Genomic DNA, 19,740 nt, shown 5'->3' with positions numbered 1-19,740 from the left:
TGCATCTAGTCGCGGGCCAAACGCCCGCCGTCTTTGTCGGCCACCGGCCGTCGAATTCCTTTGGCGCGCCGCAACTTCGTGCGGCACGCTGTAGCCTTTACTCAGCCGCGTCGGGCAGCCGAACCGGGGCGTCGTCGAGCTTGGTGTTCTCCAGCTCGACATTGAGGCCGAGAGACCGCATTTCCTTGACGAGCACGTTGAAGCTCTCCGGAATGCCGGCCTCGAACGTGTCGTCGCCGCGCACGATCGCCTCGTAGACCTTGGTGCGGCCGGCAACGTCGTCCGACTTCACCGTCAGCATTTCCTGCAGCGTGTAGGCGGCGCCGTAGGCTTCCAGCGCCCAGACCTCCATTTCGCCGAAGCGCTGGCCACCGAACTGCGCCTTGCCGCCCAGCGGCTGCTGGGTGACGAGCGAGTACGGACCGATCGAACGCGCGTGGATCTTGTCGTCCACGAGGTGGTGAAGCTTGAGCATGTAGATATAGCCCATCGTCACCTTGCGATCGAACGGCTCGCCCGTGCGTCCGTCATAGAGCTGCGACTGACCGCTGGTGTGCAGGCCCGCCTGCTCCAGCATGATGTTGATGTCAGCCTCGTGGGCACCGTCGAACACCGGGGTCGCGATCGAGACGCCGCGGCGCATCTGTTCGCTGAGGCGAACAATGCTCTCGTCGTCATACTCGCGGATCGGCTCGTTACGGTCATTGGCCGGCATGAAGCTCTCGAGCGTCTTGCGCAGCGGCTTGATGTCGCCGGCGGCCTTGTACGTGTCGATCAGCTCGCCGATCTTCTTGCCCATGCCCGCGCAGGCCCAGCCCAGATGCGTTTCCAGGATCTGGCCGACATTCATGCGGCTCGGCACACCCAGCGGGTTGAGCACGATATCGGCATGCGTGCCGTCCTCGAGGAAAGGCATGTCCTCGACCGGAACGATGCGTGACACGACACCCTTGTTGCCGTGACGGCCGGCCATCTTGTCGCCCGGCTGCATCTTGCGCTTCACCGCCACGAAGACCTTGACCATCTTCATGACGCCCGGAGGCATTTCGTCGCCGCGCTGCACCTTCTCGACCTTGTCCATGAAGCGCTGCTCGAGCGCCTTCTTGGAGTCGTCGTACTGGCCACGCAGGGCTTCCAGTTCGCTCTGGAGCTTTTCGTTCTCCACGGCGAACTGCCACCATTGCGAACGCGGATACTCGTCGAGCGTATCCTTGGACAGCGTCGAGCCCTTCTTGAAGCCCTTCGGTCCGGCGATCGCTTCCTTGCCGACGAGCACGTCGGAAAGACGCGCGTAGACGTTGCGGTCCAGGATGGCCTGCTCGTCGTCGCGGTCCTTGGCGAGGCGTTCGATCTCCTCGCGCTCGATCGCCATGGCGCGCTCGTCCTTCTCCACACCGTGGCGATTGAACACGCGCACCTCGACGACGGTGCCGAAAGTGCCCGGAGGCATGCGCATCGAGGTGTCGCGCACGTCGGAAGCCTTTTCGCCGAAGATGGCGCGCAGAAGCTTCTCTTCCGGCGTCATCGGGCTTTCGCCCTTCGGCGTGATCTTGCCGACCAGGATGTCGCCCGGCTGCACTTCCGCACCGATATAGACGATGCCGGCTTCGTCGAGGTTCTTCAGCGCTTCTTCCGAAACGTTCGGAATGTCGCGCGTGATTTCCTCCGGACCGAGCTTGGTATCGCGCGCCATGACCTCGAACTCCTCGATGTGGATCGAGGTGAAGACGTCGTCGGCCACGATGCGCTCGGAGAGCAGGATCGAGTCCTCGTAGTTGTAGCCGTTCCACGGCATGAACGCGACCAGCACGTTGCGGCCGAGCGCCAGATCGCCGAGCTCGGTCGACGGGCCGTCGGCGATGATGTCGCCCTTGTTGACCCGGTCACCCATGCGCACCAGCGGACGCTGGTTGATGCAGGTGTTCTGGTTCGAACGCTGGAACTTCATCAGCCGGTAGATGTCGACGCCGGACTTGCCCGGATCGAGATCTTCCGTCGCGCGGATAACGATACGCGTCGCGTCCACCTGGTCGACGATGCCGCCGCGGCGGGCGCCGATGGCGGCGCCGGAGTCACGGGCAACGATCGGCTCCATGCCGGTGCCGACAAACGGCGCCTCGGCGCGCACCAGCGGCACGGCCTGACGCTGCATGTTCGAGCCCATCAGCGCACGGTTGGCGTCGTCGTTTTCCAGGAACGGGATCAGGGCCGCGGCCACCGACACCATCTGCTTGGGCGACACGTCCATCAGGTCGACATTCTCGCGCGGCGCCATCATCACTTCGCCGGCACTGCGGCAAATGACGAACTCGTCGACGAAGCCGCCATTCTTGTCGAGCTCGGCGTTGGCCTGCGCGACATGGTGCTTGGCTTCTTCCATCGCCGAGAGATAGACGACGTCATTGGTCAGCTTGCCATCGACGATCTTGCGGTACGGGCTCTCGATGAAGCCGTACTTGTTGACGCGCGCGAAGGTGGCCAGCGAGTTGATCAGACCGATATTCGGGCCTTCCGGCGTCTCGATCGGGCAGATACGGCCGTAATGCGTCGGGTGCACGTCGCGCACTTCGAAGCCGGCGCGCTCGCGGGTCAGACCGCCTGGTCCAAGCGCCGACAGGCGGCGCTTGTGGGTGATCTCCGACAGCGGGTTGGTCTGGTCCATGAACTGCGACAGCTGCGAGGAACCGAAGAACTCGCGCACGGCGGCGGCCGCCGGCTTGGCGTTGATCAGGTCCTGCGGCATCACCGTGTCGATCTCGATCGAGGACATACGCTCCTTGATCGCGCGCTCCATGCGCAGCAGGCCGACGCGGTACTGGTTCTCCATCAACTCGCCGACGGAACGCACGCGGCGGTTGCCGAGATTGTCGATGTCGTCGATCTCGCCCTTGCCGTCGCGCAGTTCGACCAGCGTCTTGACCACGGCCAGGATGTCTTCCTTGCGCAGCACGCGCACGGTGTCCTCGGCCTTGAGCTCGAGGCGCATGTTCATCTTGACGCGGCCGACAGCCGACAGGTCATAGCGCTCTGAGTCGAAGAACAGCGAGTTGAACATGGCTTCGGCGGTCTCGAGCGTCGGCGGCTCGCCGGGGCGCATGACACGATAGATGTCGAACAGCGCGTCCTGGCGGCTCTCGTTCTTGTCGACGTTGAGCGTGTTTCTGATGTAGGCGCCGACATTGACGTGGTCGATGTCGAGAACCTTGATCTCCTGCTCGCCGGTGCCAAGCAGCACCTTCAGGGTCTTCTCGTCGATCTCGTCGCCGGCTTCGAGGAAGATCTCACCGGTAGCGTAATTGACGATGTCCTCGGCCAGGTAGTTGCCGAGCAGATCCTCGTCGGTCGCCTTGATCGCCTTCAGGCCCTTCTCACCGAGCTGGCGCGCCTGACGGGCGGTGATCTTCTTGCCGGCCTCGACAACGATCTCGCCCGTATCGGCATCGACCAGGTCGCCGACGGCCTTGAGGCCGCGGAAACGCTCGACGTTGAACGGAATACGCCAGTGGTCGCCGGCGCGCACATAGGTGATCTTGTTGTAGAAGGTCGACAGGATCTCTTCGCCATCCATGCCGAGCGCCATCAACAGCGACGTCACCGGAATCTTGCGGCGGCGGTCGATGCGGGCGTGCACGACGTCCTTGGAATCGAACTCGATGTCGAGCCACGAGCCGCGATAGGGAATGACACGCGCGGCAAACAGAAGCTTGCCCGACGAGTGAGACTTGCCCTTGTCGTGGTCGAAGAAAACGCCCGGCGAACGGTGCATCTGCGAGACGATGACGCGCTCGGTACCGTTGACGATGAAGGTGCCGTTCAAGGTCATGAGCGGCATGTCGCCCATGTAGACGTCCTGCTCCTTGATGTCCTTGATCGACTTGGCGCCGGTATCCTCGTCGATATCGAACACGATGAGGCGCAGCGTCACCTTCAGCGGCGCGGCATAGGTCAGGTCGCGCTGACGGCACTCGTCAACGTCGAATTTCGGTCCTTCGAACTCGTACTTCACGAACTCCAGCATCGAGGAGCCGGAAAAATCGGAGATCGGGAAGACCGACTTGAAAACAGCCTGCAGTCCCTCGTCCGGACGGCCGCCCTTGGGCTCGTCCACCATCAGGAACTGGTCATAGGATGCCTTCTGAACCTCGATCAGGTTCGGCATCTCCGCAACTTCCGGAATCTTTCCGAAGAACTTGCGTACGCGTCTGCGGCCATTGAAAGTCTGGGTCTGGGCCATCGTCGCTCCTTAGCTCTAAACTCGGGGCGGACCTCGCCGCGGTCCGCCTTGCATACCGAGCCGCCTGGGCGGCGGCTCTCTGTCTGTTCTCCGTTCGCCTTTCGGCGGCCGGCTAAAACGGGAGAAAACCCGTTTCCTGAAGGCCGGTTGCGGCCCTCAGGAAAGAGGTTCTCGTACATCTCGCGCTACGCGTCCTCCCTCCAGGCGAAGGGAGTGGCGGACGGCGCGAGGCCGCCCGCCGCTTTTACGCTTACTTCAGGTCGACCTTGGCGCCGGCTGCTTCCAGCTGGGCCTTGAACTTGTCAGCGTCGGCCTTGGAAACGCCTTCCTTGACCGGCTTCGGAGCCGCTTCGACCAGGTCCTTGGCTTCCTTGAGGCCAAGACCGGTGATGGCGCGGACTTCCTTGATGACGTTGATCTTCTGAGCGCCAGCGTCGGTGAGGACGACGTCGAATTCCGTCTTTTCCTCGGCCGGAGCGGCAGCAGCGGCAGCGCCGCCAGCAGCGGCAACCGCCACCGGAGCAGCAGCCGAAACGCCCCACTTTTCTTCCAGAAGCTTCGACAGCTCGGCCGCCTCGAGGACGGTCAGCTTCGAAAGGTCGTCTACGATCTTTGCGAGATCAGCCATTGTTGTATTCCTTCGTTAGGTTCGAACGTGTGTTTTTGATAGCGAGGAACGGCCTCATGCCGCCTCGTCCTTCCGGGCGTAAGCGCCGATGACGCGCGCGACCGAGGCCGCTGGCGCATTGACGATCTGGGCGATCCGGGTTGCCGGCGTGGCGATCATGCCAACCAGCTTGGCGCGCAGCTCATCGAGCGACGGAAGTGTGGCGAGTGCCTTCACACCGTCGGCATTGAGCGAGGTGGTGCCCATTGCGCCGCCGAGAATGACGAGCTTGTCATTTCCCTTGGCGAAATCGGACGCGACCTTCGGCGCCGCAATCGGATCCTCCGAATAAGCAATCAGCGTCTGTCCCTTGAACAGGTCGATGATCGATGCGGAGTCCGTGCCCTGAAGAGCGATTTTGGCGAGACGGTTCTTCGCGACTTTAACGGTGCCACCGGCGGCGCGCATTTTCGACCGAAGGTCGTTCATTTGCGCGACGGTGATACCGGCATAGTGGGCCACGACCACTGAACCTGCGTTTCCGAACGCTTCGTTCAGGCCCGTGACGAGTTCGCGTTTTTCCGCTCTGTCCACTGCCTATCTCCAGTTGACCCCAATCCCGTCAATGAGAACATCTCATTTCGAGGACAGGCGTCGGGTTGCCTTTTTGCCGGCCGGGCCATCCAGTAACGGATCTCCCGAACGACGCTCGAGGATCCTGCCCCCTTTCGCCACACCGACGGACAAGCCGGCGGTGCGCAGACAAAAGGCAAACACGGTTCGAACCTTTCATTGGAGCACTCGCTCCGTTGTCGGGTCTTCACCCGTCTCATGCAGGCCCACATGAATTAAGGCTTTTGGGCCGCCTGCAATCTCGGACAGGATGTCCGGAAGCCTTTCGACTTCCGGTACCGGGCCCAGGAAAAATCCGAGGCCCGGAATTCAGTCACGGATCGGCCTTCTTGCAGCCGATCCAAATGGTCTTAATCAGGACGCTGCGAGCGTCGAGACGTCGAGCTTGAGGCCCGGGCCCATCGTCGAGGTGACCGACACCTTCTTGACGTAGTTGCCCTTGGCGCCAGCCGGCTTTGCCTTGGTCACCGCATCGGCGAAGGCGCGGATGTTCTCTTCCAGCGCCTTGACGTCGAACGAAACCTTGCCGACGCCGGCGTGAACGATGCCGGCCTTCTCGACGCGGAACTCGACCGCGCCGCCCTTCGATGCCTTGACGGCAGCGGCGACGTCGGTGGTGACGGTGCCAACCTTCGGGTTCGGCATCATGCCGCGCGGGCCGAGCACCTTACCGAGACGGCCGACCAGCGGCATCATGTCCGGCGTGGCGATGCAGCGATCGAAATCGATCGTGCCCTTCTGGACGATGTCGACCAGGTCCTCCGCACCGACGATGTCGGCGCCGGCGGCCTTGGCTTCCTCGGCCTTGTCGCCACGGGCGAACACGGCGACGCGAACCGAGCGGCCAGTGCCGTTCGGCAGGTTGACCACGCCGCGGACCATCTGGTCGGCATGGCGCGGGTCGACGCCGAGGTTCATGGCGACTTCGACTGTCTCGTCGAACTTGACCGAGGAACGGTCCTTGAGCAGCTTCAGCGCTTCACCCAGGGCGTAAGCCTTGTTGGGATCGATGCCTTCGCGGGTCTTCGATACACGCTTTGCAATCTTTGCCATGATCTCAGCCCACCACTTCCAGACCCATCGAGCGGGCGGAGCCCTCGACCATGCGCATGGCCGCCTCGACGTCGTTTGCGTTCAGATCCTTCATCTTGGCGGTCGCGATTTCGCGCACCTTGTCGCGCGAAACGGTGCCAGCCTTGACCTTGCCCGGCTCCTTTGAGCCCGACTTCAGGTTCGCGGCCTTCTTCAGGAAGTAGCTCACCGGCGGCGTCTTCATGACGAAGGTGAACGACTTGTCCTGATAGTAGGTGATGACGACCGGAACCGGCGATCCCTTTTCCATTTCCTGGGTCTGCGCGTTGAACGCCTTGCAGAACTCCATGATGTTGATGCCACGCTGACCAAGCGCCGGGCCGATCGGGGGCGACGGCGTAGCCGAACCCGCGGAGACCTGAAGCTTGAGCTGGCCTGCAATTTTCTTAGCCATCTCTTTTCCTGCCTTTGTCTATGCCGGCCCCATCTCGGGAAACACCGGCGGTTGCAGTCTGGTGGTGCGGTTCGCGCGGCCGGCTAAAGCCACATTCGCCTCCCACCGTTCTCAGGCCATGCGTTTCCGCACCGCCCCCCTGATCGCCAGACCGGCATCAGGGATTTCGGATCAGCCCTTTTCGACCTGTCCGAATTCCAGATCGACAGGCACGGCGCGCCCGAAGATCGAAACTTCCACCTTGAGCCGCGCCCGCTCCTCGTCCACTTCCTGGACGAAGCCGTTGAACGACGCGAAAGGACCATCCGAAACGCGGATCGCCTCGCCGATCTCGAAAGTGACCGAGGGCTTCGGCCGCTCGACGCCTTCCTGCACCTGGTTCAGGATGCGCTGCGCTTCCGCCTCGGTGATCGGCACCGGCTTGGAGTCACCGAGAAAGCCGGTGACCTTCGGCGTGTTCTTCACGAGCGAGAACACGGCGTCGGTCAAATTGGCCTTCAGGAGCACATAGCCCGGGAAGAACTTGCGCTCGGCATCGACCTTGCGGCCACGACGAACTTCGACCACCTTCTCGGTCGGCACCACGATCTGCTCGATATCGGCGGACAGGCCCTTCTGCTTGGCCTTGTTCTCGATGTCCTCGGCGACCTTCTTTTCAAAGTTCGAATAAGCGTGGACGATGTACCAGCGCGCAGCCATTTTTTTAGACTTCTCCGTAGTCGCCGGACTTAGCGTCCAATGCCCAGAATCTGTTCGATCGCGAGGCCCATCAACTGATCGGCGCTAAAGAAAAAGATCATCGCAATCACAGCGAAGGCCAGAACCATCACCGTCGAGATCATCGTTTCGCGCCGCGACGGCCAAGTCACCTTGGCGGTCTCCGAGCGAACCTGCTGGAGAAAGACGAAAGGATTTGTGGTTTTCGAAGCCATATGCCGCTCTGTCTTCAAGACCCGTTGGCCGGGTCCCCTGGATGATCCCGCTGGCCGGGACGTGCCGCCTGAGCCCAGTCTCGCGCCGAATCAGCGCAATCATTTCGCCCATGCAAATCAGACGCGTAAAGCCGGCTTCCCAGCTCCACGCGTCGCGTGTCTGTTCTGTCTACATAAAACCGATTCTTGATCCACGCAAGTGGCAAGTGTCCGCTTTATGACCAAACGCCGCCTCGGAACCATCCAGTCGTTCCGTCCCGGCTATGGCGTCCTTATGCCCCAATCAGCCTAATATGGCAAGCGTGTCGCCGATTTTCAAAGGGCGGTCCGCGGAATTATCATTTCTGACGGCCATTTTGAAATGGCACGGGCAGCAGGGCTCGAACCTACGACCTGCGGTTTTGGAGACCGCCGCTCTACCAACTGAGCTATGCCCGTATCGTGCGCGCCTCGGCGCAGCAGGGGCTTCCTAAAAGCTTCCGCGCTCTCTGTAAAGAGTGGTTTGCACGCAAACGCGCCTTCATCCCCTTTGCCAGAAATCCGGATAGGTCACGACCAGCCCATCGCGGTCGATCTCGAGATGCTCGATGCCAGGGCCGTCCCACTCGCGCCAGCGCACGATCTTGAAATCGTCCGACATCAGTCCGCACTCCGAGGCGGCTGGAAGCTACTTTGTTTCCGGCGGCGTGTACGGCCCGCCCGGCACGCCCCAGCCCCAGGCAGGCATCGGCTCGGTTTCCGGATCGCAGGTCTGGCCTAGATTGGAGTTCATCTTGGCCAATCGGGATCCCCATTCGACATAGCCCATGAAGGCCGAGCGGAATTCGGGATCGTCCGGCAAGCCGACCTCGTCGGCTGCATCGGCGAGCAGGTTGATCCAGCGGCGGCGCTGCTCCTCGGTCAAGTGCTTGCCCAGATGATGCATGACCATCTCGCGGTGGCCGCCGAATTTCTCGCTATAGATCTTCGGTCCGCCGAACACCTCGCCGATGAAGGCCGCGACATGGGCGGGATGGTCCGGCGACATCGTCTTGAATACCGGCCCGACGACCGGGTCCTTTGCCACCTTGTCATAGAAGGTCTGCGTCAGCCGGTTCAGGGCATCGCTGCCACCGGCCCATTCATAGAGTGTCGGAACATCCCGGCTCATTATCGATCCTCCGCCAGCCCCGGCGCCAGCCGCGGCGACGATAGCGGAAAGATCGAAGGCAGCTCAACCTGCCTCGATGACCAGTTCGGAAAGCCGCGCACTACAGCTTTGCGGGCGCTTCGGCCGCCGCGTTGGCGGGCGGCAGGCCGCGGCAATTATCGGGCCTGGGAACGGCCTTGCAAATCGTGGCGCCGGTCAGTGCGTCGACCGATTGCGGTCCGGTTGTCAGTCCCGCTTTCAGCATGATGTCCGGTTCAAGCCGGCGCTCGGCCGAACGCCCCGCGATCGCCTTGAACAGAGCGGGACCGATCGCCATCTCCTCGAGATACGCCTTGACCATCTGCTTCTGTCCCATCGGGTACAGGCTGAGCCGCGCCTGCGGACCGACAAGCCTTCTCGCGCCGCCGGCAAGCATCAGCGCGCAGGCCGTATCGCACTCCACGCCCGCATCGATGCTCAATCCGGCATAGGCACCCTCCTTGGCCAGGCAATTCCATGCCCGTGGGTCGCAATCGACGAAATCGGTCCGGCCCACGGCGACGTCGAGCCTCCTTTCACGGATAAGCCGGCCCGCTGCCAGGGCGCCAGACAGGTCCCCTCCCCGTGAGCTGATCACGACAGGCAGGCGCCGATCGCCAAGCGTGGCGAGCAACTGGCGCAGCTTCGGCAGTGTCTGGCTCGTAATCACGCCTTCCGCCGAGATCCATTCCGGACAGTCAGGATTACACAGCGGATTGCTGCCGCGAACCACGACAAAGCGCATGTCCGCGCCGGCCTTGGCGGTTTCCGGTCCAACTGGTGCGACATCCCCGGGCGTGCCGGTCGCAGCGGTCGATAGCGCCGCATTGTTTGCGGGGCTCGGTATCTCCCGGCAATTCCCGGCCGGCTGTTGCGGCGCGCACAGGCCGGCGGAGGTCAACAGATCCGCCGCGTCCCGGCTGGTCACCAACTTCATCGTCAGCATATCGTCGAGCGCGATCTGGCGGATGTCGCTGGCCGGCGTGGCCTTCATCATTTCCAGCACGCCGTCGCCTATCCCCATTTCCCTGAGATAGGCCGATAGCGTCTTCTCGACCGCCTTGCTCATCTCGTAGGTCTTGTAGATGCCGGCATTTTTCCGGCTGACCACCTTGGTGTTGATGATCTTCTTCTTGCCGTTCACGATCCGGTAGGTGGTCCGGTAGAGCAGCTTCTCGCGCTTGTAGGTGGTGGTGATCTGATGGACGCCGAGATAGGCGAAATATCCGACCACGCGGCGGATACCGCCGGAAAACATCAGCGGACAGGCCGAATTGCACATGGCCCCGTCGTCAAAGGCCATGCCGAAATAGTCGGCACCCTTGCCCTTGTTGTCGCTGCAATTCTTCGCCTCAGGCTGGCAGCCGGTAAACACCGTCACGCCGACGGCGATATCGAGCTTGGCCTTGCGGATCATCCTGCCAAGTGCGAGTGCGGCATCGACATTGCCGCCGGGCGAGCTGACGACGACAGGCAGTTGTCGTCCCTTCAGCGTTTTGAGCGTGCGTTTGAAGAGTGACGGCGTGCCCGCCGCGATCGTGCCTTCAGCCGATACCCATTCCGGACAATTGGGCTCGCAGCCCGGCGCATTGCTGCGCACGACGGCGAAGCGCATCGGTGGGATGTCCAGCGACTGCTCCTGGGCCCGGGCCGGCAGGACAGGCAGCACTATGGCGGTCAACAGCATGAGGCGAACCAGCGCCCGCGACCACCATGCCTTCTCATTGAAACAGCGCCCTGGAACCACTCTTTCGCCAAGCTCCCGCAATGCAACCTATACTAGTTGCCGTGATGGCGCTTGCAACAGCGTAGGCGCAGTTCCGATGTCACGCAGCGACGTAAACGAAAAGGGCGGCCCGAAGACCGCCCTTTCCTTGTCGATCCGGCTATTGCCGGTCTCGATTATTCCTTGATCGTGACGACGATGCCGGCACCGACGGTGCGGCCGCCTTCACGGATGGCGAAGCGCAGCTTCTCTTCCATGGCGATCGGCACGATCAGCTCGACATCGACCGTGATGTTGTCGCCAGGCATGACCATCTCGGTGCCAGCCGGCAGCGACACGATGCCGGTCACGTCCGTCGTGCGGAAGTAGAACTGCGGACGGTAGTTGGTGAAGAACGGCGTGTGACGGCCACCTTCGTCCTTGGTCAGGATGTAGGCCTCGGCCACGAACTTCTTGTGCGGCTTCACCGTGCCGGGCTTGGCCAGAACCTGGCCGCGCTCGACACCTTCACGATCAACGCCGCGCAGCAGCGCGCCGATGTTGTCGCCAGCCTGGCCCTGATCGAGCAGCTTGCGGAACATTTCAACGCCCGTGCAGGTCGTCTTGGTCGTCGGACGGATGCCGATGATTTCCAGCTCCTCGCCGACCTTGACCACGCCGCGCTCGACGCGGCCGGTCACGACCGTGCCGCGGCCCGAGATCGAGAACACGTCTTCGATCGGCATCAGGAACGGCTTGTCGAGCGGACGAACAGGCGTCGGGATGTAGGCGTCGACCTGAGCCATCAGCTCGCGGATCGCGTCCTCGCCGATCGTCTTGTTGGAATCCTCAAGCGCGGCCAGCGCCGAACCCTTGACGATCGGAATGTCGTCGCCGGGGAACTCGTTCTTCGACAGCAGCTCGCGAACCTCGAGCTCGACCAGTTCGAGCAGCTCGGCGTCGTCGACCTGGTCGACCTTGTTCAGGAACACCACGATCGACGGCACGCCGACCTGACGGGCGAGCAGGATGTGCTCGCGGGTCTGCGGCATCGGGCCGTCGGCAGCCGACACGACCAGGATCGCGCCGTCCATCTGCGCGGCACCGGTGATCATGTTCTTCACATAGTCGGCGTGGCCGGGGCAGTCGACGTGAGCGTAGTGGCGGTTGGCCGTCTCGTATTCAACGTGAGCCGTCGAGATGGTGATGCCGCGTGCCTTCTCTTCCGGCGCCGCATCGATCTGGTCGTAGCGCTTGTACTCGCCAAAATACTTCGTGATCGCCGCCGTCAGCGACGTCTTGCCATGGTCAACGTGACCAATCGTGCCGATGTTCACATGAGGCTTAGTGCGCTCGAATTTACCTTTTGCCATAGTCTCTTTCCTTGGACGGCCTTGACCTTCAGTTCAGTCGAATGCGGGGCGATTAGCGACAAAGGCCAAAAAACACAAGCGTCTTTTGGCCGGGTGCCGTCTCACTCAGTCCGAACCTGGGATCCGATTGCGGGGATATGGCGCTGATATAGGAAGGCGATGGGTGAAATGGAATGGGCGACAGGCCGATCGATCGAGGCCTGGATCGCGTGCTCTTGCCGGCCAATTCCTGTCTCGGCCACGGTCGGTTGATGGCCCATTGCGGCGGCCACCGAGGTCTGATCTCCTGACCCCATGCATTTCATCCCTGCCTCGATCCGCGGCCCGCTGTTCATGATCATCTCGACCGGGTCGTACCTGGTCAACGATACGATGATGAAACTCGCGACCGCGAGGCTGCCGTCCTACGAGGTGCTGTTCCTGCGTGGTGTGGCGGCAGCGCTCTGGGGCTTCCCGCTGTTGTTCCTGCTGGGCTACGGCAAACAGATCCCGTTGATCTTCGACGGCCATGTGCTGCGCAGGAACCTGCTCGAGCTGGCGGCGATCCTTTGCTATGTCGTGGCGCTCGCCAATATGCAGATTGCGGATTCCACGGCGCTGGGACAAATCACGCCGCTGCTGATGCTGGTCGGTTCCTCGATCCTGTTTGGCGAGCGCATCGGCGGCCAGCGCATGGCGCTGATCGGGCTCGGCTTCATCGGCGCGCTGATGGTGGCGCAACCGACGATGCAAGGCATCTCCGTGTACGCCCTGCTGGCGCTCGGCAACGCCGCGCTGTCAGCCGCGCGCGACCTTGCCGGCAGGCGTGTTTCTGCAGAGGTGCCGGGGATGATCGTGGCGATTTCCGCCGTGGTGGTGGTGCTGATCGGCGCGGGCGCGGCGCATCTGGCATCCGAGCGCTGGGTGATGCCCGAAGCACGCCATTTGCTGCTGCTGGCCGGCGCCGGTCTTTTCCTGATCTTCGGCCACTTCTTCATCTTCATGGCCTATCGCGTCGGGCCGACCAGCGCGGTGGCGCCGTTCTATTACTGTTTTACCGTCTGGGCCGTCATTTCGGGCCTGCTGGTGTTCGGCCAGTTCCCCAATACTCTGGCGGTCTGCGGCATCCTGCTGGTGGTGGCCAGCGGGCTGACCATCGTGTCGCTGGACCAGCGCAAGCGCCGGCTGACCGTCGTCGCCTAGCATCGGCAGCCGAGCGCTTGTGTTCAATGTTGCGGAGGCCAGGTCGATCGTCTATTCGGCGATGTATCGTCTATCCACGACGCCATGATCAATCAGCCAAGGGAGCTCCCCATGACCGATTTTGACCAGAACAAGAACTCCGACGCCGAGCACAAGGCCGCCATTCGCAAGTCGCTGATCGGTTGGGCGGTGTTCATCACCGGAACGCTGATTTTCTTCGCTGCCGCCGATGCAGTGCTGATGCCATAGGCAAGCCCGAAGCCGGTCTCGCCCCAGCAGAAATTCGAAATTTCAGACGATGCGGCCGGCGCTTAAAGCGTCCGCCTTCCGCTGAATTGGTGGTAGGCCCACAGCACAACTACCGCGCCCACCACCGCGACGATCAGGCTGGGAATGTTGAGGCCGGTGACACCCACGCCGAAGAGTTGGCTGCAGATCACGCCGCCGACAATGGCGCCGACGATGCCGAGCACGACATCCATGATCAGACCCTGGCCGGTCTTGTTGACGATCTTGCTGCCCAGGAAGCCGGCGATGGCGCCGAGAATGATCCAGCTGATGATACCCATTTTTTCCTCTCCATCCCCCGCCATCGCGACATTTTCATATGATTGTCAAAACCTCAAGCCAGCTTGAAATTCCGCCCGGATGCGCCATTGTTGAAGGTGGGCCGGGCTTGGTCGAGATGGAGGATCCACTATGGGACTTTTTGACAACGCCGTTCCCGGCGGCAACATCACCAAACCGCTGATGATCGCGCTCGGCGCGTTGCTGGTCGGAAAAATGCTGAGCGGCAGAAGTGCCGAACAGCCGGATCAGCCTCAAACGCCCGTGCCTGCCGACCCCGCAGCTAGTGACGGCGGCCTGCTCGGCGGACTGGGCGGCCTGCTCGACAGGCTCAAGGATGCCGGCCACGGCAATGTCGCCGATTCCTGGGTCGGCACCGGGCAGAACCAGTCGATCAACGCCAACGATCTCGGCGCAGCACTCGGGCCGCAGGTCATCCGCGAGATCGCGCAACGCACCGGCCTGGACGAACAGGAATTGCTCAAGCAGCTGTCCACCGCCCTGCCCGGCATCGTCGACAAGCTGACGCCGAACGGCCAGGTGCCGCAGCAGCATCAGGTGGCTTCAGCGTTCAACAGTTGACGCGCACACCGATGCCCTGAAGCGCTGCGCGCGTTGTCGCGCAGTGTCCAGGCTTAACGATTGTGGGATGGAAATCTGGAGCGGGTAGCGGGAATCGAACCCGCATATTCAGCTTGGAAGGCTGCTGCTCTACCACTGAGCTATACCCGCGCCTTGCACTGAAGTATCGGATTCACCCGAAAAGCGCCATGCACTTTTCGGCCCGATGCTTTTCTCGTTTCAGGGCTTCCGGGCCGGCAGTGGTGGAGAGGGTTGGATTCGAACCAACGTAGGCTAAGCCAACGGATTTACAGTCCGTCCCCTTTAACCACTCGGGCACCTCTCCAGCCTGCCGCCGGAGCCATGCAACGAGGCATTCTTGCCGATCCCGGAGCCCGAGTTGGATATCTTCTCCGAAATCAGCGAAGCGCCTTATGGCGGCAAGGCCAGTGGGTGTCAACCGCACTGGGAAGGGTTTTTCGATGTTGTTCGCCGGCTGCGGCGACGGGCCGTATCCTTGGCCACGCGAGACGGCTATAGAAGCCGGCCATGAGCAACAAGACCAATACCCCCAAAGACACCCATTACGCCAAGCTGCGCCGCGCGCACCGCGACGAGAAGAGCGGCGGCGCGCCGGCATTCCGGCCGCGCCAGCCCGTGCCGCCCGGCGAGAACGCCGCCGACGGCCTGGTGCGACTTTATGGCCTGCACACGGTGCGGGCGGCGCTCGACAATCCGCGCCGCAAGATTCGCAAAATGCTGGTGACCCGCAACGCGGCCGAGCGCCTTGAGATAGACGATCTCGCCGCCCTGCCCTTCAAGGCGGAGCTGGTCGAACCCAGGGACATCGACAAGATCACCGGTTCGGACGCCGTGCACCAGGGCGTGCTGATCGAGGCGGAGCCGCTGAAGCCCAAGCGCCTCGACGCACTCGGCGACACAAGGCTGGTGCTGGTGCTCGACCAGGTCACCGATCCGCACAATGTCGGCGCCATCCTGCGCTCGGCGGTCGCCTTCGGCGCCGGCGCGCTGATCACCACGGCCCGCCACAGTCCCCAGGAATCGGGCGTGCTGGCGAAATCCGCCTCCGGCGCGCTGGAGCATATCGACCAGATCGAGGTGAAGAACCTCGCCGACGCGCTCGGGCAGTTGCACGAAGCCGGCTTCCAGACCATCGGGCTTGATTCGGACGGGCCGGCGGAACTCGAAACCAGCTTTGCCGGCGACAGGATCGCGCTGGTGCTCGGTGCCGAAGGCAAGGGCCTGCGCCAGAAGACGCGCGAGACGGTGACGACGCTGGCGCGGCTCGACATGCCCGGCGCCATCCGTTCACTCAACGTGTCGAATGCCGCGGCGGTGAGCCTTTATGCTGCACGGGCGTTCTTGAAGCGCGGCTGAGAGCCGGAAGCGCTCTACCAAGAAACAAGAAACGGGTTCCAGCGACAGCGCGGGAACCCGTTCTTGTGCAGGACAAGAGGTGGCGGCTTGGGAACGTTGCGCCGCCCTCTCCCGGCCTATGCTGCTTTGCCCTTCACGTCGGTCAATTTGCCACCGACCTCAAAATTGGCCATCCGCTCCAGTGCCCTGACCAGCGCCGAGTGATCTTCCTTGGCGCCGCCATTGGCCGCACACGAGTTGAACAGCTGCTGCGTGGTCGAGGTGTTGGGCAGCGCCACGCCGAGCGCCTTGGCGCCCTCCAGTGCCAGGTTGAGATCCTTCTGGTGCAGTTCGATGCGGAAACCGGGCGCGAAGGTGCGCTTGACCATGCGCTCGCCATGCACTTCGAGGATGCGTGACGCCGCCAGCCCGCCCATCAGCGCCTGCCTGACCTTGGCTGGGTCGGCGCCGGCTTTCGATGCAAAAACAAGCGCTTCGGCGACGGCTTCAATGGTCAACGCGACGACGATCTGATTTGCCACTTTGGTGGTCTGGCCGACGCCATTGGGCCCGACCAGAGTGATGTTCTTGCCCATCTTCTCGAGGACGGGTTTGGCGCGTTCGAAGGTCTTTTCCTCGCCGCCGACCATGATGGTCAGCGACGCCGCCTTGGCGCCGACCTCGCCGCCGGAAACCGGCGCGTCGAGATAGTCGCAGCCCAGCTCGTTTATCTTTCCGGCGAAAACCTTGGTCTCGATCGGCGAAATCGAGCTCATGTCGATGACCAGCTTGCCTTTGGTCAGGCCGGACGCGACGCCATTGTCGCCGAACAGCACATCGGCCACCTGCGGGGTGTCGGGCACCATGGTGATGATGATGTCGGCGGCCTTGGCCACGGCGGCATGGCCGGAGACTGCTTTCAGGCCCTTGGCGACGAGATTGGCAGGCGGCTTCGAGCGATGGTCGCTGGCGATGACCTTGTAGCCAGCATCCAGCAGATGCCCCGCCATCGGCGCGCCCATGATGCCGAGGCCGATGAAGCCTATGGTTTCCATTGTGGTTCTCCTGAAAGTCTTGCTCGAACTCGTCGAAGGTCGGCGCTGCCCCTCATCCGCCTGCCGGCACCTTCTCCCCGTATAGTGAAGGGGAGAAGGAAGCTCTTAGGCCGCCGCGCTGCCTTGCCTGGTCAGGTCCCGAAACCAACCCAGGCCTGCCTCGGTGCCGGCCTTCGGCTTGTATTCGGCACCGATCCAGCCGGAATAGCCGATGCGGTCGATGTGGTCGTAGAGGAAAGGATAGTTGATCTCGCCCGTACCCGGCTCGTGACGGCCGGGATTGTCCGCAAGCTGGATATGCGCGATGCGGCTAAGGTTGGCCTCGATTTTACGGGCGAGATCCCCCTCCATGATCTGCATGTGATAGATGTCGTATTGCAGGAACAGGTTTTTCGAGCCGACGCGGTCGATCAGCGCCAGCGCCTGGTCGGAGTAGTTGAGGAAGAAGCCTGGAATGTCGCGGGTGTTGATCGGCTCGATCAAAAGCCGGATGCCAGCCTGCTCCAGCTTCTCCGCCGCGAAGGCGAGGTTTTCGGCGAAAACATCCTCGAGCACCTTGCGGTCGACGCCGGCGGGTGCAATGCCGGCCAGGCAATTGACCTGGGGGCAGCCGAGCGCCTGCGCGTAGGTGATCGCCTTGGCGATGCCCTGGCGGAATTCCGGCACGCGGTCCGGCAACACGGCGATGCCGCGCTCGCCCTTGCCCCAGTCGCCGGCCGGCAGGTTGAACAGCACCTGCGCCAGGCCGTTCTTCTTCAGCCTGGCGGCCACCACCTCCGGCGCATGGTCGTAAGGGCCGATATATTCGACGCCCTTGAAGCCCGCGCGGGCGGCGGCGTCAAAGCGATCGAGGAAATCATGCTCGCCAAAGAGCATCGACAGATTGGCTGAAAAACGCGGCATTCTTTTTCTCCTAATCCAGCATCACGATCGCGGTCGGCGCATCCTCATGGCTTTCGGCAAGGTCCTCGAATTCGGTGATCTTGTCGATCTCGGTGCCCATCGAGATGTTGGTGACGCGCTCGAGGATGAATTCAAGCACGACCGGAACCCGGTGCTCCTTCATCAGCCGCTGCGCCTCTTTGAAGGCGGCGGCAAACTCCTCGGGCTTGCGCACCCGGACCGCCTTGCAGCCCATGGCTTCGGCGACGGCGACATGGTCGACGCCATAGCCGGCCTCGGGATCGCCCGATCGGTTGACGTTCTCGAAGGCGAGGCTGACCTCATAATCCATCGAGAATCCGCGCTGCGCCTGGCGGATCAGGCCGAGATAGGCGTTGTTCACGACGACATGGATGTAGGGCAGTCTGTGCTGTGCGCCGACGGCCAGTTCCTCGATCATGAACTGGAAATCATAGTCGCCCGACAGCGCCACGATGGTGCGGTCGGGATCGGCGGCGCGCACGCCAAGGGCTGCCGGCAAGGTCCAGCCGAGCGGGCCGGCCTGGCCGCAATTGATCCAGTTGCGCGGCTTGTAGACATGCAGGAACTGCGCGCCGGCGATCTGCGACAGGCCGATCGTGGTGACATAGGTGACATCGCGGCCGAACGCCTTGTTCATCTCCTCATAGACGCGCTGCGGCTTCAGCGGCACCTGGTCGAAATGCGTCTTGCGCTTCATCGTCTTCTTGCGGGCCTGGCATTCCTTGGCCCAGCCCGACCAGTCGCGCAGCTTTCCGGCCGTCTTCCACTCGGTGGCGACGTCGAGCAGCATTTTCAGCGCCGCGCCAGCATCGGAGACGACGCCGAGGTCCGGCGCGAAGACACGGCCGATCTGCGTGGGCTCGATGTCGACATGGATGAACTTCTTGTCCTTGGTGTAGACGTCCACAGAACCAGTGTGACGGTTGGCCCAGCGATTGCCGATGCCGAAGACGAAATCGGCCTCCAGCATCGTGGCGTTGCCGTAGCGATGCGAGGTCTGCAGCCCGCACATGCCGGCCATCAGCCGGTGATCGTCGGGGATCGCGCCCCAGCCCATCAGTGTCGGGATGACCGGAACGCCTGATATCTCCGCGAATTCGATCAGCAGGTCGGATGCATCGGCATTGATGATGCCGCCGCCGGCGACGATCAATGGCTTGTCAGCCGCGTTGAGCATCGCCAGTGCCTTTTCGGCCTGGGCGCGCGTCATAGCCGGCTTGAATGGCGCCAGCGGCTCATATGCATCGATGTCGAACTCGATCTCGGCCAATTGAACGTCGACCGGCAGGTCGATCAGCACCGGGCCGGGGCGCGACGAGCGCATGAGATGAAACGCCTTCTGCAGCGCCATGGGCACGAGATAGGGCTCCATGACGGTGACCGCCCATTTGGCGACCGGTGCGGCGATGGCGGCGATGTCGACGGCCTGGAAATCCTCCTTGTTGAGCCGCGCACGCGGCGCCTGGCCGGTGATGCACAGGATGGGGATGGAATCGGCTGATGCCGAGTAAAGCCCGGTGATCATGTCGGTGCCGGCCGGACCCGAAGTGCCGATGCAGAGCCCGATATTGCCCGCCTTGGCGCGGGTGAAGCCTTCTGCCATGTGCGAGGCGCCCTCGACGTGGCGGGCCAGCACGTGGCGGATGGTGCCCCTCGCCTTCAAAGCCGAATAGAGCGGATTGATCGCCGCGCCCGGCACACCGAAGGCGCAGGAGATGCCTTCCTTTTCGAGAACGAGAACCGCCGCATCGACAGCGCGCATCCTGGCCATTTTCCGGCCCTCCACTTGGGTTGTCATTGTTGGATGGCCGAGAATGTCAGCAAGCCGGCTATTTTTCAATTTTTTCAGAATATTTTTTCATTTCTAGAAAACGGCGACTATTTGCTGATTTTATTGGATTTTCGGTTTTTCAGGAATTTGCCGCCTCGCCGCAGT

The 19,740-nt window shown here is 62.5% G+C and carries 17 protein-coding genes, 3 tRNA genes and 1 pseudogene; 4 read left to right on the top strand and 17 right to left on the bottom strand.

The annotated features are described in order from the left end of the window. Positions 1-97 precede the first annotated feature (97 nt). From rpoB to tuf, 11 genes are all read right to left on the bottom strand, one after another. On the bottom strand, positions 98-4,234 hold the full coding sequence (gene rpoB, locus ACVILI_RS18530) for a DNA-directed RNA polymerase subunit beta (RefSeq protein ID WP_010909266.1): 4,137 nt from the start codon (positions 4,232-4,234) through the stop codon (positions 98-100). A gap of 250 nt (positions 4,235-4,484) precedes the next feature. After that, on the bottom strand, positions 4,485-4,862 hold the full coding sequence (gene rplL, locus ACVILI_RS18525) for a 50S ribosomal protein L7/L12 (RefSeq protein ID WP_010909265.1): 378 nt from the start codon (positions 4,860-4,862) through the stop codon (positions 4,485-4,487). Between the two features lie 54 nt (positions 4,863-4,916). After that, complete coding sequence (gene rplJ / locus ACVILI_RS18520) at positions 4,917-5,435, bottom strand: 50S ribosomal protein L10 (RefSeq protein ID WP_010909264.1); 519 nt, start codon at positions 5,433-5,435, stop codon at positions 4,917-4,919. 393 nt (positions 5,436-5,828) lie between these two features. After that, the gene (rplA, locus tag ACVILI_RS18515; protein WP_010909263.1) at positions 5,829-6,527 is read right to left on the bottom strand and encodes a 50S ribosomal protein L1; all 699 of its coding nucleotides are present in this window, start codon (positions 6,525-6,527) and stop codon (positions 5,829-5,831) included. Positions 6,528-6,531: 4 nt separating this feature from the next. Beyond that, positions 6,532-6,960: a 50S ribosomal protein L11 gene (gene rplK / locus ACVILI_RS18510; protein ID WP_010909262.1), complete on the bottom strand. Its 429-nt coding sequence runs from the start codon at positions 6,958-6,960 to the stop codon at positions 6,532-6,534. A 171-nt stretch (positions 6,961-7,131) separates the two neighbouring features. Further along, positions 7,132-7,659 carry a transcription termination/antitermination protein NusG gene (nusG, locus tag ACVILI_RS18505; RefSeq protein ID WP_010909261.1) on the bottom strand — a complete coding sequence of 176 codons (528 nt, stop codon included), beginning with the start codon at positions 7,657-7,659 and terminating at the stop codon, positions 7,132-7,134. A 29-nt stretch (positions 7,660-7,688) separates the two neighbouring features. After that, entirely contained in the window at positions 7,689-7,892 is a 204-nt protein-coding gene (gene secE / locus ACVILI_RS18500; protein WP_010909260.1) for a preprotein translocase subunit SecE, read from the bottom strand. Between the two features lie 362 nt (positions 7,893-8,254). Next, positions 8,255-8,330: transfer RNA gene (locus ACVILI_RS18495), tRNA-Trp, on the bottom strand. A 229-nt stretch (positions 8,331-8,559) separates the two neighbouring features. Continuing rightward, positions 8,560-9,042 carry a group II truncated hemoglobin gene (locus ACVILI_RS18490; RefSeq protein WP_019857955.1) on the bottom strand — a complete coding sequence of 161 codons (483 nt, stop codon included), beginning with the start codon at positions 9,040-9,042 and terminating at the stop codon, positions 8,560-8,562. Between the two features lie 100 nt (positions 9,043-9,142). Continuing rightward, on the bottom strand, positions 9,143-10,807 hold the full coding sequence (locus tag ACVILI_RS18485) for a COG3904 family protein (RefSeq protein ID WP_038652627.1): 1,665 nt from the start codon (positions 10,805-10,807) through the stop codon (positions 9,143-9,145). Between the two features lie 155 nt (positions 10,808-10,962). After that, a complete protein-coding gene (gene tuf, locus ACVILI_RS18480; RefSeq protein ID WP_010909256.1) occupies positions 10,963-12,138 on the bottom strand; it encodes an elongation factor Tu in 1,176 nt (391 codons plus the stop codon). A gap of 294 nt (positions 12,139-12,432) precedes the next feature. Between tuf and ACVILI_RS18475 the strand changes: the two genes are divergently transcribed. Both ACVILI_RS18475 and ACVILI_RS18470 read left to right on the top strand, forming a co-directional pair. Beyond that, positions 12,433-13,320 (top strand): DMT family transporter, encoded by an 888-nt coding sequence (locus ACVILI_RS18475; RefSeq protein WP_038646636.1) that lies wholly within the window; start codon positions 12,433-12,435, stop codon positions 13,318-13,320. A gap of 111 nt (positions 13,321-13,431) precedes the next feature. Continuing rightward, on the top strand, positions 13,432-13,569 hold the full coding sequence (locus ACVILI_RS18470) for a hypothetical protein (protein ID WP_167470477.1): 138 nt from the start codon (positions 13,432-13,434) through the stop codon (positions 13,567-13,569). A 62-nt stretch (positions 13,570-13,631) separates the two neighbouring features. Here the strand turns inward: ACVILI_RS18470 and ACVILI_RS18465 are convergent, their stop codons facing one another. Continuing rightward, positions 13,632-13,889, bottom strand: a complete 258-nt coding sequence (locus ACVILI_RS18465; protein WP_019857949.1) for a GlsB/YeaQ/YmgE family stress response membrane protein — start codon at positions 13,887-13,889, stop codon at positions 13,632-13,634. A 130-nt stretch (positions 13,890-14,019) separates the two neighbouring features. On the opposite strand from ACVILI_RS18465, the gene ACVILI_RS18460 reads away from it, so the two are divergent. Further along, positions 14,020-14,469 (top strand): YidB family protein, encoded by a 450-nt coding sequence (locus ACVILI_RS18460; protein ID WP_038646634.1) that lies wholly within the window; start codon positions 14,020-14,022, stop codon positions 14,467-14,469. Positions 14,470-14,545: 76 nt separating this feature from the next. Here the strand turns inward: ACVILI_RS18460 and ACVILI_RS18455 are convergent. Then, a tRNA-Gly gene (locus ACVILI_RS18455) sits at positions 14,546-14,619 on the bottom strand. 90 nt (positions 14,620-14,709) lie between these two features. Beyond that, positions 14,710-14,794 (bottom strand) — tRNA-Tyr (locus ACVILI_RS18450). A 203-nt stretch (positions 14,795-14,997) separates the two neighbouring features. Between ACVILI_RS18450 and ACVILI_RS18445 the strand changes: the two genes are divergently transcribed. Next, on the top strand, positions 14,998-15,846 hold the full coding sequence (locus ACVILI_RS18445; protein ID WP_019857947.1) for a TrmH family RNA methyltransferase: 849 nt from the start codon (positions 14,998-15,000) through the stop codon (positions 15,844-15,846). 116 nt (positions 15,847-15,962) lie between these two features. On the opposite strand, the pseudogene ACVILI_RS18440 reads toward ACVILI_RS18445, so the two are convergent. The 3 genes and pseudogenes from ACVILI_RS18440 to gcl form a co-directional block, all read right to left on the bottom strand. Next, positions 15,963-16,895: pseudogene (locus ACVILI_RS18440) on the bottom strand (2-hydroxy-3-oxopropionate reductase); the annotation flags it as partial. Between the two features lie 90 nt (positions 16,896-16,985). Continuing rightward, complete coding sequence (otnI, locus tag ACVILI_RS18435; protein ID WP_019857945.1) at positions 16,986-17,783, bottom strand: 2-oxo-tetronate isomerase; 798 nt, start codon at positions 17,781-17,783, stop codon at positions 16,986-16,988. 10 nt (positions 17,784-17,793) lie between these two features. Beyond that, a complete protein-coding gene (gene gcl / locus ACVILI_RS18430) occupies positions 17,794-19,575 on the bottom strand; it encodes a glyoxylate carboligase (RefSeq protein WP_019857944.1) in 1,782 nt (593 codons plus the stop codon). Between the last annotated feature and the right edge of the window lie 165 nt (positions 19,576-19,740).

It is taken from the genome of Mesorhizobium sp. USDA 4775 (genome assembly GCF_054062655.1).
This window is presented reverse-complemented; position numbering and strand designations above follow the sequence as displayed.

Coding starts and splice junctions, on each gene's coding strand:
- nusG (WP_010909261.1), bottom strand. CDS start 7,659: ATGGCTGCGCGCTGGTACATCGTCCACGCTTATTCGAACTTTGAAAAG.
- ACVILI_RS18475 (WP_038646636.1), top strand. CDS start 12,433: ATGCATTTCATCCCTGCCTCGATCCGCGGCCCGCTGTTCATGATCATC.
- secE (WP_010909260.1), bottom strand. CDS start 7,892: ATGGCTTCGAAAACCACAAATCCTTTCGTCTTTCTCCAGCAGGTTCGC.
- rplK (WP_010909262.1), bottom strand. CDS start 6,960: ATGGCTAAGAAAATTGCAGGCCAGCTCAAGCTTCAGGTCTCCGCGGGT.
- rpoB (WP_010909266.1), bottom strand. CDS start 4,234: ATGGCCCAGACCCAGACTTTCAATGGCCGCAGACGCGTACGCAAGTTC.
- ACVILI_RS18490 (WP_019857955.1), bottom strand. CDS start 9,042: ATGAGCCGGGATGTTCCGACACTCTATGAATGGGCCGGTGGCAGCGAT.
- rplL (WP_010909265.1), bottom strand. CDS start 4,862: ATGGCTGATCTCGCAAAGATCGTAGACGACCTTTCGAAGCTGACCGTC.
- tuf (WP_010909256.1), bottom strand. CDS start 12,138: ATGGCAAAAGGTAAATTCGAGCGCACTAAGCCTCATGTGAACATCGGC.
- ACVILI_RS18445 (WP_019857947.1), top strand. CDS start 14,998: ATGAGCAACAAGACCAATACCCCCAAAGACACCCATTACGCCAAGCTG.
- ACVILI_RS18465 (WP_019857949.1), bottom strand. CDS start 13,889: ATGGGTATCATCAGCTGGATCATTCTCGGCGCCATCGCCGGCTTCCTG.
- otnI (WP_019857945.1), bottom strand. CDS start 17,783: ATGCCGCGTTTTTCAGCCAATCTGTCGATGCTCTTTGGCGAGCATGAT.
- rplA (WP_010909263.1), bottom strand. CDS start 6,527: ATGGCAAAGATTGCAAAGCGTGTATCGAAGACCCGCGAAGGCATCGAT.
- ACVILI_RS18460 (WP_038646634.1), top strand. CDS start 14,020: ATGGGACTTTTTGACAACGCCGTTCCCGGCGGCAACATCACCAAACCG.
- gcl (WP_019857944.1), bottom strand. CDS start 19,575: ATGGCCAGGATGCGCGCTGTCGATGCGGCGGTTCTCGTTCTCGAAAAG.
- ACVILI_RS18470 (WP_167470477.1), top strand. CDS start 13,432: ATGACCGATTTTGACCAGAACAAGAACTCCGACGCCGAGCACAAGGCC.